Origin of the sequence: Clostridium sp. UBA7791 (assembly GCF_002480755.1) — a bacterium.
GTDB classification, from domain to species: domain Bacteria; phylum Bacillota; class Clostridia; order Clostridiales; family Clostridiaceae; genus Clostridium_J; species Clostridium_J sulfidigenes.
The window spans coordinates 63999-81504 of record NZ_DLCT01000003.1; the positions used below are offsets into that span (position 1 = coordinate 63999).

Below are 17506 nucleotides of genomic sequence, written 5' to 3' on the forward strand. Positions count from 1 at the left end.
GCTATGAAAAATAGGATAAAAGAATTGCGTTTAGAACATAAGATAACACAACAAGAATTAGCAGATAAAGTATGTGTGTCTTCAAGAACAATTATTTCTTTAGAAAAACAACAATATAATCCATCTGTTTTATTGGCATATAAAATTTCTTCGGTCTTTAACCTACCAATTGAAGAAACTTTTATATTTGAAGAAGATGACTAATTATAAAAATGTATGCAATAAAATAATAAAATAATGAGCGGAGGAAAATATTATGATAATTGAAAAACTATTATTTATACTTTTCGGAGTAGTATTAACATTATGGGGAGTATATAGAATGAAAACAGATAAGGCGTTTGTAGGGAAAACGCAAACAAGAAAAAATATTTTTAACCTTTTAATATTAGGAGAAGCTTCTGGAATAGGCCAATTGTTAGGTGGAATTACGTGTATAGGTTTAGGAGTTTTATCTTTTATAATTAAGTAATTTGTAATATTGAGTAGTTAAAGTTAATAAAAAATGAGATAAAAACCATGATTCTTAAAAATAAGTTTCATGGTTTTTTCATTTAAAGGAATTTAAATGGTGACTATAGAATAATCTAGAGAAAGTTATGAAAAAATTTAAACTATTAATCTATTTAAGTAATAAGGAGAAGAATAATGGAAGAATTGAAATACAAAGTTCCAAGTCGGAGGATTGCAGAAGAAATATTAAAGGAAGCATCTATTTTAAATCCTGGTCCATGGGTGGAACACTCAAGATATGTAGCAGAGGCAGCGGCCTTAATTGCTCAATATGATAGGGATTTGGATGAAGATACAGCTTATGTACTGGGATTGCTTCACGATATTGGAAGAAGGAATGGTAGACATTATGTAAGACATGCTATTGATGGATATAATTATGCATTAGAAAATGGATATGATTTTGTGGCTAGAATTTCAATCACTCATGGTTTTCTATGCAGTAATGTAGATGATATATGTGGAGAAATGGATTTAACTAAAACAGAATACGACTTTATTAAAAATTATTTAGGTAATATCGAATATAATTCATACGATAAATTAATTCAATTATGTGATGTATTAGCTCTTCCATCAGGATTTTGTTTAATAGAAAAAAGGATGGTTGATGTGGTTATGAGATATGGATTTACTGATTTTACACTAGAGAAATGGAAAAAAACCTTTGAAATAAAAGAATATTTTGAGAGCAAAATAGGAAAATCTATTTATAGTATCCTGCCAGGAATAGAAAAAAATACTTTTGATTAAACTTTTAAAGAAAGTGCAAAACATGTAAGTATAAAATTGTTAAAAAGAAAAGAGAAACTCCTGAAGAATGTATTATAAGAAAAATTAAGGAAGGGATTAATTGTAAAATTAGCAATTTGAAACTATTTAAAATTTATGTTATCAATTCTTTGAGTTAGGAGAAAGTATTGTGAGGGAGAATGAATTAAAGTCATATCTAAAAAGTCTAGGGGCATCATTGGTTGGATTTGCAGATTTAAATAGCGTTAATACCTCATTGCATAATAATCTAAAGTATGGTATTGCATTTGCAATAAAATTTAAGCCTGAAATTATACAAGGTATTTATGAAGGACCAACAAAAGAATATTATGATGAATACAAAAAAATAAACAAAGAACTTGATGATATCGCTATATGCTGTGTAAGATACATAGAGAAGCAGGGATATAGTGCACTAGCTCAAACTTCAACATATGTTACTAGTGATGAAAATTTGACTACTTATTTACCACATAAGACAGTTGCTACACGGGCAGGAATGGGTTGGATTGGCAAAAATGCTCTTTTAGTTACTCAACAATATGGTAGTGCAGTTCGTATCTCTTCAATACTAACTGATATGCCAGTCATACCAGATATGCCTATCAATGATTCTAGGTGCGGAAAATGTAGTAAGTATGTTGATGCTTGCCCAGCAACAGTAATAAAAGGTAATTTATGGAATATAAATTCAACAAGAGAAGAACTAATAAATCCTTTTAAATGTCGTAAAAAAGCAAGAGAACTACTAAAACAAAGAATAGGAATAGAAATGTCTTTATGTGGAAAGTGTATTGAGATATGTCCATATACACAGCAATATATTAAAAGAAATTCCCATAGGTGTGATTAGAAATATTTTAGTGATATTTTAAGTAAGAGATAAGAAGGCTAACTAAATTAATGTTACCTGATTTTCTCTTTTTATTTTGAAGAAAGTTAGAAAGAAAATTAAAAAATACAATAATATAACTCTAAGTTAAGTTTTATGAGAATCAATGTTTTTATGTTCTTGCACCTTTATGCCATTGATATGACTAAGGCTAAGTCTCCTAGAGTAAAGCAATATTTTAATAAAAATTAGCTTTCACTAATACGATTATTTCAATTATAAATAAACATTTATGTATAAATATGTTATTTAAGTAAAGATGGTGTTATAATATATACATATTTAGTTAAATAGTTTAATAAATTAAATTATATTAATATACTGTAAACTATTACTGAGGTGAATAAACAATAGATATACAATATTGTTCAGAGGAGATGATTCAATAATATAAAGTAATAGACGGGTATGTAAATGGGGGGAAATTATGAGATTAGAAAGTAAAAATTATAATGCGGGGGATATAATTAAAATTCCATTTAAATTTGCACCAGCACAGGCTACATTAATAGCAATACAAAAACTTTTGGATGGTTTAGTTCCAACACTACAAATTTTGGCTACGGCTAAGTTTCTAGATATTGCAATTTTAATATTTAAACAAGAAAAAGATATTAAAGATATAGTAATGCCTTTATTATTTGTGATACTTCTTTTAGCTTATGACTGGATTTCTACGCAATTATCAAAGTTTGCAGAGGTTCAGATTAAAAACAGACTAAGAGGTGAATTCAGGGTAAAGATTGTAGAAAAAATAGCAACCTTGAGATATAAATATATAGAAAGTCAGGATAGTTGGGATTTGATATCTAGGGTTATAAAGGAGCCAGAAGTTCAATGTACTAAGGCCTATATTTCATCTTTAGATATGATAGCAATGATTTTAAAAATAACAGGAATACTAGTAGTTTTATTTATTCAGGTATGGTGGTCTGCAGTTTTAATTGTTTTAATTTCTGTACCTCTATTTTTTATAGCTTTAAAAAGTGGAAAGGAAACTTATGAAGCAAATAGAGAAGTAGAGAAAAATAAAAGAAAGGTTAAATACTTAGAAGAAGTGTTAAACGGTCGTGAGGCAGTGGAAGAAAGAACCTTGTTTGGCTATTCTGATAAGATTAATAACCAGTGGCATAAAGAGTTTGAAACTGCTAGAAAGCATGAACTTAAGGTAAGTCTTAAATGGTACGTTAATATGAAAACTGGTGGGGTTATTATTGCTATTTTATCTGTATTGATAGTTTTAATTTTAATAGGACCTGTAACTAGTGGAATTTTATCCATAGGAATGTTTATGTCCATTGTTAATAGCGTATTTGAATTAATACAATATTTAGCTTGGAGCCTTCCTGAGTATGGAGATAATTTAGCAAAGAATAAAGAGTATCTTGTTGACTTAACTAACTTTTTAAAATTAGAAGGTGATGAAGGATACTTATTAAGACCAGCTAAGGAGGTTAGCAAATTAAAGTCCTTAGAGTTTAGAAATGTATCTTTTAAATATCCAGGCACAGAAAAGTATATTTTAAAGGATATGTCTTTTGTCATAGAAGAAGGAAGGCATTATGCTTTTGTAGGTGCTAATGGAACTGGTAAGACTACAATAACTAAACTTATAACTGGCTTATATGAGGACTTTGAAGGAGAAATTTTGATAAATGGAAAATCTATAAAGACATATAGACAAGATCAGTTAAAAGCAATGTGCTCTGTAGTGTATCAAGATTTTGCAAGATATTGTATTTCTTTTAGAGATAATATTTTATTAGGAGATATCAATAGCTTTGATAACCTAGATAATATGAATAAGTCTATAGAAACTGTTGAACTGCAAGATGTTGTTGGAGGATTACCTCTAGGTATCAGTTCAAACTTGGGTAAAATTAAAAATGATGGTGTAGATTTGTCAGGAGGACAGTGGCAACGTATAGCTATGGCAAGGGGAATTGTAAGTCCAGCATCCATTAGAATTTTAGACGAGCCAACTGCAGCCTTAGATCCTATAAGTGAAAGTAATGTCTATGAAAAATTTGAAGAGATAAGTAGGGGACAAACTACTATATTTATCAGTCATAGGCTTGGCTCAACAAAGATTGCAGATGAAATCTTCGTTATAGGAGATGGAGCCATTGTAGAAAGTGGTTCCTATGAGGAGCTTATGAAAAGAAATGGGGTTTATACAAAAATGTATGAAAGTCAAAGGAGTTGGTATATATAATGGAAGGGAAAAGTAAAGATATTTCTTTTTTAAAGATAGTAAGGACAGTTGAACCTATGATAATTAAATCATGTCCTATACTTACAGTGGCAGCTATATTAACTTCAATACTACATAGCTTGGCTTATGTAGTAAATACTTTCATGACACAAAAGTTTTTTGACTCCATTACAGCTACTTTCTTAGGGAAAGTAGAGTTAAAAATAGTATATTTTATGCTAGGAGGACTATGTATTTCATTAGTTCTTACACAAGTGCTTAATGGGATATCTAACTTTTTAGCTAATGCCTTAGTTAATAAGGCAAAGGGAACTATAGGTAAGATATTAAATCATAAAAGCTCAAAGTTAGATGCCGCTGATTTTGAAAATCCAACATTACTTGATGATATTAATAAGGCTCAGAAGGGATTAGAGGGTGGACTTTGGATGTCTTTGATATTAATTGTAATAGTAACCTTCTATATTCCATATTTTATTTTTATGGGTATATATCTTTATAAATTAAAGCCTATACTTTCTATTTCTATTATATTAGTATTTATTCCAGTAGCTATATCACAACTAATTAGAATTAAGATATTCACTAATTTAGAAGATAAGGTAGCTCCAATAAGAAGAGAATATGAACATTATGAAAAATGTATAATGGATAGAGAATATTATAAGGAAACAAGGCTTTTAGGAGGGTTCTTCTATTTCAAAAAAAGATATATAAGTACCTTAGAGCTTATGAATAAAAATAATTGGCAAGCAGAAAAAAAATCAGGACTTGCAGAGCTAGCCATGAAGATGTTAACATTACTTGGTTATATGGGGGTTTTAGCACTTCTTGTATATGCACTTTTAGATGGTTCTATATCAATAGGTGCCTTTGGGGCAGTATTTTCATCTATAGGCTTTATGTTTTCTTTAATGAATGAGCTGATATGTATGCATATAGGAAACATGGCTGAAAATTTAGGTACAGTGAAAAACTTTATTAGATTTTTAGAAATCCCTGAAAGAGAAGGGGAGGACATAGAAATTGTAGGAGTACCTAGTATTTCAATTGATAATGTAAGCTTTACTTATCCAGGAACTGATATAAGTTCTTTGAAAGACATATCTTTAAAGATGAATTCAGGAGAAACCATTGCCATTGTTGGGGAAAATGGAGCTGGTAAGAGTACCTTAGTTAGGATTCTTACAGGAATATATAGCCCTACTAAAGGTAATGCTTCAATAAATGGTATAGATATAGATAAAATATCAGCTAAAGAATTATATAGGGTTACATCAGGGGTATTTCAAAAATACCAACGATATAAAATGACTTTAAGAGATAATATATCTATAAGTGAAAAATCTAATGAAATAAAGGAAGAACTACTAAAAGAAGCTATAGATAAAGCAGATTTTCAGGTTTCAAAGGAAAAATTTCAAGATGGTTATGATACCATGCTATCTAGAGAATTTGATGGTATAGATTTATCTGGTGGGCAATGGCAAAGGTTAGCTATAGCTAGGGGTTTTTATAAGGATAGTAACATGATAATTTTAGATGAACCTACAGCAGCCATAGATCCTATAGAAGAGACTAAAATATATAAGAAGTTTAAAGAGATGTCCAAGGATAAAACTGCTATAATCGTTACTCATAGACTTGGTTCTGCTAAGATTGCAGATAGAATAGTAGTTATGGATAAGGGTGAAATTGTACAAGTAGGTACCCATGATGAACTTATAAGTATAGATGGAAAGTATAGTGAGATGTATGAAGCTCAAAGTAAGTGGTATCTAACTGATCAGGATGAAAAGGCAGTTTGATTTAAGGGATTAATGCAAAATATTTAAAGGTTTGAGTCTGAAATGGGTTAGTAAGTTGGTATATAAGGGCTCTATAAGAGTTTGTGAATTTAAAAATCATGGATAGATATCAGTTATTTATACTGAACTATCCATGATTTTTTTATATTATATTACTAGAGATAATTTGGATACAATCCTAATACTATTGAACGTTATACATGCCATTCTTCTCCATGTATTGGAATATAGCTTCTCCGTGTTTTTGTTCTTCTTTTTGTATGTGATTTAATACATCACGAACTCTAGTATCTCTAAATTCGAATATTGTAGTATCATAGGTTCCTGAAACATATTTTTCAGTCATCAATAAATCTGTACACATATCAGCATCAGATAAATTAACTCCTCCTGATTGCATATTATTTGTATTTGTTGTGGAACCTTGAGCTGTCATATTTTGCCCTGAGTTTTGATTTTGACTTTGCGGATTCTGTTGACCTTGTTGTTGCTGACCCATTTGAGGAAGTTGACCACTTAATAATTGATTGATGCTACCTAGATGGGTTCTTTCTGATTGTCCATTAGCATTAAAAATATCTTTTAACTGACTGTCTTTAGCTTGATTTGCATAATTTGTATACTTTTCAATGCAAATTTCCTCATGTTTTTTTTGATCCTCTAGTAAAGTTCTTTCTTTTTGTGATAATGTTATTTCCATAATACTGCACCTCCGATTATATTTTGTGTAAAACCAATTATTTTATACTAGTAAATGAAATAGTATTGAATTTTAAACAGTATACTAGAAAAAACAGGTTAACACTCAATTTAGGTGTTAACCTGCTTGGTATATATAGAGATGACATAACAATGAGAATTATATCACTATAGGGATTTGTTTTTTACAGTTTCAGAATTAAAGATTTCTTCATTAAATTCTCCTTCAGCCTTTGCTACAATCATTGTACATACTGCATCACCAGTAATATTAACAGAGGTTCTTGCCATATCTAGAATCCTATCAATTCCCATGATTAAAGCGATACCTTCCACTGGTAAACCTACTGATTGTAATACCATGGATAACATAATCATTCCTACACCAGGTACTCCAGCTGTTCCAATTGAAGCTAAGGTGGCTGTTAAAATAACAGTTAAGAAAGAACTTAAGGTTAAATCAACACCATAAATTTGAGCAATAAATACGGTAGCTACACCTTGCATAATAGCGGTCCCATCCATGTTAATAGTTGCCCCTAGTGGTAATGTAAAGGAAGCAACATCCTTCGAGATTCCTAAATTTTCTTCTGCAATTTCCATGGATACTGGTAAGGTTGCACTACTGCTTGAGGTAGAAAAAGCTACTGAAATGGCAGGGAAGAATTTTTTGAAAAATCTTATAGGACTTAATCTAGTAAATAATTTTAATAGCCCACCATAGACAATAGTAGCATGAATAAGTAAGCTTATTAAAACTAATGACATATATTTTATTAAAGGTATCATTGCATCAAAACCTTGAGTGGCAAAGGTACGAGCGATTAAACCAAATACTCCAATGGGTGCAATTATCATTACGAAGTCTACGATTTTCATAATAAGGTCATTTAATTGTTGAAAAAGATTTGTTATCATTTTAGTTTTCTCACCTAGAGTAGATAATCCTACACCTATTAACATGGCAAATACAATAATTTGTAGCATGTTCCCGTTTGCCATGGATGCAATAGGGTTGTTCGGTATCATATCAAGGATAACTTCAACTAATGGTGTAGCCTCTTTGATAGTAACTTCACTTAAACTAGAATTTGATAAATTTAATCCTACACCTGGTTTAAATACTGTAGACAGTGATAATGCAATTGAAATGGCAATAGCCGTAGTAGCTAAGTAAAATAATACTGTTTTTACTCCAATTCTACCTAACTTTTTAATATCTCCCATGCTGGCAGCTCCGTTAACTAGAGAAATAAAAACTAAAGGTACTACAAGCATCATAATAGCTTTTAAAAATGCCTGTCCAACTAAATAGAAAACTCCATTAATTAATAATTCATCGCGAATGAAACCCTCTGGAATGAAGTTGAATATAATACCTGTCATTAAACCTAGGATTAATCCGATAAATATTTTTGTTGATAAACTTATTTTGCCTTTTTTCATTTTACCAATCCCTTCTAATGATTTTTATTATATAAATTAAATTTTTACCTAAAATTATAGAATTATATGGTGAGTAAAATTATATAATGAATAAAAACAAAAGTCAAACTGCAATTATTGGAAAAGTGAAAAATGAATATGAAATATTTTAAAATCAATATAGCATTATTTGATTGAGTGTTAATCTAGTAATAGCGCACATTATCATGGTTATAGATATAGATGTTGAATGTATAAAACTTTTGATATATACAAGTAAATTTTGAAGGATTTTAAAATAAGTATGCAATATTCGTGTAAATAATATCAATGTAGTTAAGAAGAAAGATAAAACTTGAAAAGTTATTTTAATAAATTAACAAATAATAACATATAAAGGATTGTTATTTGCATGGATATATTTTACACTTAGTATAATAGGTTAACAGATACTGTTTATCCGATGCCTATAAGCTCTAATACTCCAATATTCTTCAAAGTGGGAGTAAAGAGCTCTGTTTATATTAAATTTTTAGGAGGGGAATTTATGTTATTTATATTTATGGGGCCAAGCTGTTCGGGGAAATCTTCAGCAGCAGAAGAATTAAAAAAACTTACAGATGTACAGATTTACAGTGGAAAAGATTATTTACGTATGGACAAAAATGAAAATAATGCATGGCAACTATTTGAGGAAATATTGAAAGAAGGTTGTAATAACAAAGATTTACACTCAAAATCAATAATCTATGTAATCTCAGAAAAAAAGGATATAGTAAAATTTAAATTTATTAACGATGCTATTACTATAAATTTTACAGCTGATGCAGAAATAATAAAATCTAGATTTGCAAAAAGGATGAATGGAGTTTTACCAAAGCCAGTAGAAAGTATGATAGACAAGCAGTTACTTGAATGGAAAGACATAACTGCAAAGTTACATGTAGATACAAGTAAAGACAGTCCTAGTGATATAGCTAAAAAGATATATGATCTAGGATTAATAGATAATAATGTATAGGTATTATACTAATACACTATGGGTTGGTTGGAATTTATAATTTATGATAAATGTATTAAAAAATATGCTACTAAGCTTAAATTATGTAACTTTGCTGAAAAAATATTGGTGATGCAATAAATTGATAAAATAGTCTAATAATTTTTATTTACTTTATAAGTTTTCTATGGTAAAATTTACACATAACATATGGGAGGTGCTATAAAGTGATTATTGCTACTTGTTAATTAATTTTTAATGTAAAAATTAATACTGAAAGAAGTCTTAACTACCTAATTATTTAGGTTTATTTGTTGTGCTTCTTTAGAAAATTTACAAGTAAGCGATGTGAAGTTTATAGAACTAAAATTAAAATCTTTTTTACACTTTATATAGTATATTTTTTATTGTGTAAAATATTGTAGATATTTTGGTTGTAATGAGGCGTTGCTTTATTACAGCCTTTTTTAATTTAGTTGAAGAGGTAAAACATCTAACCCTTTAAATTAGATAGGTGAAAATGAAAAAATAAATAGGATAAGGGGTATGAGTATATGAAAAATCAAGTAAAAAATGAATTTAAGGAAATATTGAATATATTTAATGAAGCCTATGTTAAAAGGGATATTAATGAAATAGATATCTTTATGGATAAATTATTTGATAAGGATGAAAGTGTAACTATAGTAGGCACATGTGATGACGAGTGGTGTATTGGATATGAGGAAGTTAAGGATATATTTTTAAGTGACTGGGAATATTGGGGAGATTTAAGAGTTATAGCTGATGAGGCTACTGTAATGGAACTTGAAAATACAGCTATAATTTATACTCCAGCTACAGTGAAATATTCTTTTAACAGTAGAAGTGACACATATACACGTTATTTAGGATATATTAAAGAATATTTTGATGAAAGTTCTGATGAAAGTAAAAAATCTAATAAGGTTAAATTAACAGAAATTAATTGGTCCTTATGTCATTTATTAAATCAAAGGGATGATATAGAAAGAGATTATCTATGGGATATACGTATTTCCTTTATATTAATAAAAAAAGAAAATAGATGGATTATAAAGCATATGCAGTTTTCTTTACCTGTAGTTGGACATCTACCAGATGTAAGGGAATATAAAGATAGTTGTGATAGAACTGAGGTTAATAAAAAAATAAAGGAATTAGAAGAAGCTTATCATAAAAATAAGATAAAGAAAAATGAAATAATAGAATTAATAAAAGACTTTAATAGTGAGTATCTAGATAAGGATATGGAATTAAATTTGATAATTGATAAATATTTTTCTTCTAATAATATATTTGTTGCTAATACAGATAAAGAAATATTCACTAGTAAAGAAGAAATTAAGAAGTTAATTAAGGATCATAGAGTATGCTATGATGAGATCAGGTTAGACAGTGAAAATTCTATGGTTGATTTTAATGAGGATATAGCTTGGGTAGTAATAAGAGGTACTATGGAAAAAGTTATTTCAGAAGAAGAGTCCTTTGAAAACACAGTTAATAAAATAAAGGATATATTTAATAAGGATTTAAATGATAAAGAAAAGCTTTTTAACATTAGAAGAAGAATTGCTGAAACCTTCAAAGAAAATGCTAAAGGTGAAGATTGTATATGGCCATTTAGATTAGAGGGTGTGCTTATTAAAGAAAATAACAAGTGGGTATTTAAATATCTCCAATTTGCTTTTCCTTTTAATTATATTCTTGAGGGAAAGACAGAAGCGGCATCTTTAATAAAGAAATATTAATAACAAAGAGACTAGTAGGGAGAATCCTTACTAGTTTTTTGTATAAATAAGGTTTATTCAAATAGTATAATAAGCAATTAAGGGGAATAATATAAATCTCAGTTAATGCAAATAAATATACTTGGGTGATGTAAATGGATAAACTTATAAGCAATAAAAATCTTATAAAAATTAGCTCTAGGATAATAATTATTATTTACTTTATTTTTTTATGGATTGATTTTATAACCAAAGATTTAAAAAACACATATTCAGTGACATTAAAATATTCAGCTATAGTGCTTTGCTTTATCATATCCTTATTAATTAAATCCCATGGATATAGCAAAAGAGATAAAGGTTTAGTTCAGCTTGCTCGACTATTTACCTTAATTGCAGATTATTTTCTTGCAATTTCCGGCAATTATATTATGGGAGTTTTTTTCTTTTCTCTAGTTCAAATAACTTACATAATAAGGCATAGTATTATGGAAAATAGTAAATATAAAAACTTATTGTTTTTTATAGTATCATTGTCCATAGCCTTAACAGTTTCATTAAAAATAGAAATAGCATCAATAGGAAAAAATCTTGTTGTTTTAGCACTTATATATGCATCTTTATTAATCACTAGTCTTTACTGCTCAGTGAGTACCATAACTAGAGGTAAATATTCTCAAAAAACTTCATGGATAATTGCTTTAGGTATGTTTTTATTTTTTATGTGTGATTTAAATGTGGGACTTTATAATATAGTAGCAGGAGGCAACATAAAATTTTTTCTGGGTTTTTTAATATGGTTATTTTATCTTCCTTCTCAACTATTACTTACATTAAGTGGATTTAAAGTTCAATATCTAAAGAAAGTTTTTTGTAATATTTAACTTTAAGATATTATGAATAATTATTTAAAATCCTACAAAATATAAATACTTAGATAAGAGATAAGTCTAGCTAAGAAATGCATTTAGATTAAGATGAAATTAGAGTTGTTTAGCTATAATTTCAAATGATTATTATATGTTAGAAAGGAGAAGATTATGTTATTAATTAAAAATGGTAAAATATTGACCATGGCTGGTGTGGATTATGATAAGGGATGTATCTTAATAGATGGGAAAAAAATTATAAAGGTAGGAGAATACATTGATGAAGATAACAGTGCCATTTCTGAAGTCATTGATGCAAGCAATTGTATAGTTATGCCTGGAGTAATAGAAGCTCATAGTCATATTGGTATTCAAGAAGAAAGAAAAGGTTTCGAAGGTAATGATTGCAATGAAATGACTGAGCCAGTTACACCTTACCTTAAAGCCTTAGATGCTATTAACCCTATGGATTCCACTTTCCACAAAGCCTTGAGTGCTGGGATTACTGGAGTAATGGTTGGACCAGGAAGTTCAAATGTGGTGGGTGGGCAGTTTGTATTTATCAAAACTCACGGTAGAGCAATAGATAATATGGTTGTTCTGGAACCTGCTGCAATGAAGGTTGCATTTGGAGAAAATCCAAAATCAAATTATAATGATAAAGATAAGATGCCAACATCACGTATGTCCATAGCTGCTCTTTTACGAGAAGAGTTGTTTGAAGCTCAGCAATATTATAAAAATAAGAAAAACTCTCAACAATCAGGTAATGAAGACAAGGATTTTAATGAAGAGTTTAGAAAAGAATGTTGGTTACCTGTATTTGATAAAAAGATACCTTTAAAAGCACATGTACATAGAGCTGATGATATTCTAACTGCAATACGCATAGCTAAACAATTTGGATTAAAAATGACTCTTGATCACTGTACAGAAGGGCATTTAATTGCAGAAGAGATAAAGGAGTCTGGATTCCCAGCTATAATTGGGCCAACGCTATCAGTACGTAATAAAATAGAGACACAAAATATGGATTTTAAAACAGCAGGCTTGTTGCATAAGGCAGGTGTAAAGGTAGCTATTACTACAGACCATCCTGTTACAAGAATACAAGATTTGGCAATTTGTGCTGGATTCGCAGCAAAAGAAGGATTGGGTATAGATGAAGGACTTAAAGCAATTACAATAAATGCAGCTGAAATATGTAATGTATCACATAGAGTTGGAAGTATTGAAGTTGGAAAGGATGCTGATATTGCAATCTTTGATGGCAATCCCATGGAGATATTTACGAAAACTTTGTATACTATAATTGATGGTGAAGTGGTTTATAAACCAGAAGACTAGCTACAATAATTTTTAGGAACAGGTTTTTGATTTAAAACTAAATAACTTTTTTATTACTTTATTATAATAAAAGTGGCAACAAAGCCAGCTAATACTGATTTTGTTGCCACTTTCTTACATGTAGAAATAAATTCCTTTGTTCCCATAAGTTGTGTATGTGAAATATTATTTGTTGTTGTTATTTTTGTTGTTGTTGTTATTTTTGTTGTTGTTGTTATTTTTGTTATTATTGTTGTTATTATTATTGTTGTTTTTGTTGTTATTATTTTTACAATTGTTGTTTTCCATGACATATCACCTCCTACCTAACTTATAATTTGCAAAAAAAAATATATTATTCATTCTAATAAAAAATTATCAATAAAAATTTTTATGCATAGTTTTTCTTATATAAGTGATTTTACACTAGACTAATTAGCAAAAATTTTTTAAAATATAAGGTACATGATTTTAAGTTGTAAAATTGATATAAAAGAAATACATTTTGTTAAATTACACAAAAAAATAAGGTGTTAAAAATTTGATTTCTAATGGAAGTATAGAAATTTATAACATTAAGCCTTAAGCATAAAAAACAAATTGTAAGATATAATAAAGCTATAAAAAGCTATTTAGGAGGAAACAATGATAGAAAAAACACAAAAGAAGACAATAACATTTATTGAAGCCATTGCAATAGTAGTTGGAATGATAATAGGATCTGGAATATTCCTAAAACCAGGTATTGTTTTTAATGATGCAGGTTCACCTATAATGGGCATAATGGCTTGGGTAGTTGGAGGTATTATAACTTTAGCTTCTGCTCTTACAATTGCGGAGATAGCTTCATCTATACCTAAAACTGGTGGGTTATATGTTTATCTTGAGGAGCTGTATGGAGAAGTATGGGGTTTCCTATTAGGATGGGTTCAAACAGTAATATCTTATCCTGCATCGGGAGCAGCTTTAGCCATAGCTTTTTCCACTTATGCTACATTTTTTATTCCAATCAATAACTTCGAGCAAAAACTTCTAGCAGTAGGAATCTTAGTGTTTGTAATAATCATGAATATAATTAGTACTAAATATGGGGGAGTAATTCAAACTATTTCAACGGTGGGAAAGCTTCTTCCAATAGTTGCTATTATTATATTTGGTTTAATTAGTGGTAAAACTCATGATTTTCGCTCCGTTACCGTTATGACTGAAGGAGCTGGTTTTGGAGCTGCAGTATTGGGTACCTTATGGGCTTATGATGGATGGATAGGGGTTACAAACATAGCAGGTGAATTAAAAAATCCTTCTAAGGAAATGCCTAAGGCAATTATTTTTGGAGTTACTTCAGTTATATTTATATATGCATTAATAAGTATAGCAATGGTTAATGTAATGCCCATTGAAAATATAGTTGCATCAACAACACCAGCATCGGATGTAGCAGTTTCACTATTTGGAAAAGGTGGTGCTGCATTTATAACTGCAGGAATTATAGTATCTGTATTTGGAGCTATGAATGGATATTTATTAACAGGTGCTAGAGTACCATTAGCTATGGGACAGAGAAAACAATTGCCCTATTCAACTCAATTGGGTAAGATACACAAAAAATTTGGAACTCCTACTAATGCATTAATTCTTGAAGGGGTGCTAGCTACTATTTATATTTTCTCGGGAACATTTAATACTCTTACGGACTTATTAATATTTGTTTTATGGATATTCTTTGTCATGGGTGTCTTTGGTATATTTAGACTTAGAAAAAAAATACCTGTAGATAAAAGGCCATATAAAGTTCCTCTTTATCCATTCATTCCAATGGTGGGAATATTAGGAGGAATTTACATATTATATAGTACAATTGTATCTGCACCATTGAATTCTATAATAGGGATTGGTATAGCTCTTGCTGGTCTTCCAATATTCTATTATTTAAAAAGAAAATAGTGTTCAGCCTCAATGATTGAGCTATGACTCTATATTAATAAAAGATTGATTCGGATAATTATTCGAATCAATCTTTTTTATAATGTATAGAAAACTATTTAAGCAAAAATTCAATAGCAAAGTAAATACAATAAAAATTGAATTTTACACTATTCTTATAACTGAATTGTTACGATAAATTAAACAATATATATATAATGTGAATAAAGTGTGAAGGAGTTGATATTATGAGAATTGAAGGTATAAAAAAAGTTAGTTCTAAAATGAGTATTGCAACAGTAATAATAACTCTAATAACAGCGATTACTATAAGTGTAGTAATGTCTTATATGAATATTCAAACTAGCAATGCACTATTAGATAGTGAAAGACAAATCTTAAATGAAGATTATGATATGAAAATTAAGGAACAAGTAGAAATTGTAATTGGTATGATAGATACAATAAATAAAAAGACTGAAATAGGTAAACTAACTGTTGATGAAGCTAAGAAACAAAGTGCGGATTTAGTAAGAGAGTTGAAGTTTGGTGAAGAGGGTTATTTTTGGATCGATACTGTTGAGGGTGAAAATATTGTGCTTTTAGGGTCTAAAACTGAAGGAACAAATAGATTAAATTCACAAGATGTTAAAGGAAAATATCTTGTGAAAGAAATAATAGAGAATGGTAAAAAGGAGAATGGAGGATATACTGAATATTGGTTTCCAAAATCGGGAGAAACAGAAGCATCACTTAAAAGAGGATATAGTAAATTATATGAACCTTTTAATTGGGTAATAGGAACAGGGAATTATATAGATGAGATTGATAAGATAATAGCTGAAAAAGAAGCTATTATAAAAAAAGACTTAGTAAAGAGTATAACTATTAATATAATTTTACTTATTGCCTCATTAATAGTAGCAATAGTTTTATCATCTTTTGTAAGTAAAAAAATAATAAAACCTTTAATTATAATTAAAGATTTTGCAACTCGATTAGCTTCTTATGATTTTTCAGCACCTATTAGTATAGAGAGTAAAGATGAATTTGGACAAACAGCTATTGCTTTAAATATTGCACAAGAAAATGTAAATGGATTAGTAAAAATAATAATGGAAAACTCAGAAAATATCAGTGCATCTGCAGAAGAACTTTCAGCAACAGTTGAAGAATTGGCAGCTAAAACTGTAACTGTTAATGAAGCTGTAAATATAATTGCAGAAGGTGTACAAGAATCCGGCGCTACCACAGAGGAAATAAGCGCTTCTATTGAAGAAGTAGACTCAAGTATAAATATATTATCTTCAAGAGCTATGGAAGGAAGTAATAATGCCAGTGAGTCTAAAGGAAGAGCAAGCAAGGTAAGGGATAATAGCAAAAAGGTAAAGCAGGTAGCAGGAGAACTATATATTCAAAAGGAAGCGAATATGAAAAAGGTAATAGATGAAAGTTCTGTAATAGATAATATTAGAGTTATGGCAGATACTATATCTTCTATATCAGATCAAACTAATCTGCTTGCTTTAAATGCAGCTATTGAAGCTGCAAGAGCAGGAGAGCAAGGGCGAGGTTTTGCAGTAGTTGCAGAAGAAGTAAGAAAACTTGCAGAACAATCTTCTGGTGCTGTAGTAGAAATACAAAAAACTATAGAGACAGTAAAACAAATATTTAATAAAAGTATAGAAACAGGAAATGACATATTAAAATTCATTGATGTAGATATAATGAAGACTTATGATGAATACGAAGAAACAGGTAATCAATACTATGTTGATTCTGATTTTGTAAGTGATATGTCAGAAGAAATAGCAGCTATGTCACAAGAAATTACAGCCACAGTAGGACAAGTGAGTGAAGCAATTCAAAATATGGCTGAATCTTCACAAGAATCTAGTGAAAAAGCAGAAACTATAAAAGAAAGCATGGATGAAACTACAAAAGCTATAGAGCAAGTAGCTCAAACAGCACAGGTTCAGGCTGAACTTGCGCAACAATTAAATGAAATGATTCAAAAATTTAAGATATAAATTTTAAATTTTTCAATATAAGAAGAAAGACTATGAGATATCTAAATTAATAACTCATAGTCTTTCTTTTTCCCTTTCTCGTAGATATTAAATGTCATGACCTAATTAGTTACATATATAAATAGTATTATTAATGTGTATTTTTAAGATTTTAATAGGAGTAAATGTTATAGTAAGGTTAACATAATGAATTATATGAAGTATCATAGGAAGATGAAAACTAAAAAAATATATTTAAATTAACATTTAATAACAAAATATTATTACAAAAAATAGTATAAAAT

General features: G+C 29.2%; 15 protein-coding genes. 12 read left to right on the forward strand and 3 right to left on the reverse strand.

Features of this window, described 5'->3' with window-relative positions; all coding sequences use genetic code 11:
- The first annotated feature begins 3 nt into the window (after positions 1-3).
- The 6 genes from B3Z56_RS01945 to B3Z56_RS01970 all read left to right on the forward strand — a co-directional run bounded on the left by B3Z56_RS01945 (position 4) and on the right by B3Z56_RS01970 (position 6202).
- The gene (locus B3Z56_RS01945) at positions 4-204 is read left to right on the forward strand and encodes a helix-turn-helix transcriptional regulator (protein ID WP_346847762.1); all 201 of its coding nucleotides are present in this window, start codon (positions 4-6) and stop codon (positions 202-204) included.
- Positions 205-256: 52 nt separating this feature from the next.
- Positions 257-472: a hypothetical protein gene (locus B3Z56_RS01950; RefSeq protein ID WP_346847761.1), complete on the forward strand. Its 216-nt coding sequence runs from the start codon at positions 257-259 to the stop codon at positions 470-472.
- Between the two features lie 176 nt (positions 473-648).
- Complete coding sequence (locus B3Z56_RS01955; protein WP_346847760.1) at positions 649-1266, forward strand: HD domain-containing protein; 618 nt, start codon at positions 649-651, stop codon at positions 1264-1266.
- Positions 1267-1435: 169 nt separating this feature from the next.
- Entirely contained in the window at positions 1436-2140 is a 705-nt protein-coding gene (locus tag B3Z56_RS01960) for a 4Fe-4S double cluster binding domain-containing protein (protein WP_346847759.1), read from the forward strand.
- Positions 2141-2606: 466 nt separating this feature from the next.
- Positions 2607-4394 (forward strand): ABC transporter ATP-binding protein, encoded by a 1788-nt coding sequence (locus tag B3Z56_RS01965; protein WP_346878129.1) that lies wholly within the window; start codon positions 2607-2609, stop codon positions 4392-4394.
- On the forward strand, positions 4394-6202 hold the full coding sequence (locus B3Z56_RS01970) for an ABC transporter ATP-binding protein (RefSeq protein ID WP_346876684.1): 1809 nt from the start codon (positions 4394-4396) through the stop codon (positions 6200-6202). Before B3Z56_RS01965 ends, B3Z56_RS01970 begins: the two co-directional genes overlap by 1 nt.
- A 184-nt stretch (positions 6203-6386) precedes the next feature.
- On the opposite strand, the gene B3Z56_RS01975 is transcribed toward B3Z56_RS01970, so the two are convergent.
- Together B3Z56_RS01975 and B3Z56_RS01980 are read right to left on the reverse strand one after the other, a co-directional pair.
- Positions 6387-6902 (reverse strand): spore coat protein, encoded by a 516-nt coding sequence (locus B3Z56_RS01975; RefSeq protein ID WP_346847756.1) that lies wholly within the window; start codon positions 6900-6902, stop codon positions 6387-6389.
- Between the two features lie 167 nt (positions 6903-7069).
- A complete protein-coding gene (locus B3Z56_RS01980) occupies positions 7070-8347 on the reverse strand; it encodes a dicarboxylate/amino acid:cation symporter (protein ID WP_346847755.1) in 1278 nt (425 codons plus the stop codon).
- A 526-nt stretch (positions 8348-8873) separates the two neighbouring features.
- On the opposite strand from B3Z56_RS01980, the gene B3Z56_RS01985 reads away from it, so the two are divergent.
- The 4 genes from B3Z56_RS01985 (at position 8874) to B3Z56_RS02000 (ending at position 13290) form a co-directional block, all read left to right on the forward strand.
- Positions 8874-9347, forward strand: coding sequence for a hypothetical protein (locus tag B3Z56_RS01985; protein WP_346847754.1), 474 nt, complete (start codon positions 8874-8876; stop codon positions 9345-9347).
- A 533-nt stretch (positions 9348-9880) separates the two neighbouring features.
- Positions 9881-11095 carry a hypothetical protein gene (locus B3Z56_RS01990; protein ID WP_346876682.1) on the forward strand — a complete coding sequence of 405 codons (1215 nt, stop codon included), beginning with the start codon at positions 9881-9883 and terminating at the stop codon, positions 11093-11095.
- A 134-nt stretch (positions 11096-11229) separates the two neighbouring features.
- On the forward strand, positions 11230-11958 hold the full coding sequence (locus tag B3Z56_RS01995) for a hypothetical protein (protein ID WP_346847752.1): 729 nt from the start codon (positions 11230-11232) through the stop codon (positions 11956-11958).
- A gap of 156 nt (positions 11959-12114) precedes the next feature.
- A complete protein-coding gene (locus tag B3Z56_RS02000) occupies positions 12115-13290 on the forward strand; it encodes an amidohydrolase (RefSeq protein ID WP_346878130.1) in 1176 nt (391 codons plus the stop codon).
- 53 nt (positions 13291-13343) lie between these two features.
- Here the strand turns inward: B3Z56_RS02000 and B3Z56_RS02005 are convergent, their stop codons facing one another.
- Positions 13344-13583, reverse strand: a complete 240-nt coding sequence (locus tag B3Z56_RS02005) for a hypothetical protein (protein ID WP_346876680.1) — start codon at positions 13581-13583, stop codon at positions 13344-13346.
- 331 nt (positions 13584-13914) lie between these two features.
- Between B3Z56_RS02005 and B3Z56_RS02010 the strand changes: the two genes are divergently transcribed.
- On the forward strand, positions 13915-15213 hold the full coding sequence (locus B3Z56_RS02010) for an APC family permease (protein WP_346878131.1): 1299 nt from the start codon (positions 13915-13917) through the stop codon (positions 15211-15213).
- Positions 15214-15440: 227 nt separating this feature from the next.
- Positions 15441-17222 (forward strand): methyl-accepting chemotaxis protein, encoded by a 1782-nt coding sequence (locus tag B3Z56_RS02015; RefSeq protein ID WP_346876678.1) that lies wholly within the window; start codon positions 15441-15443, stop codon positions 17220-17222.
- Positions 17223-17506: the final 284 nt, after the last annotated feature.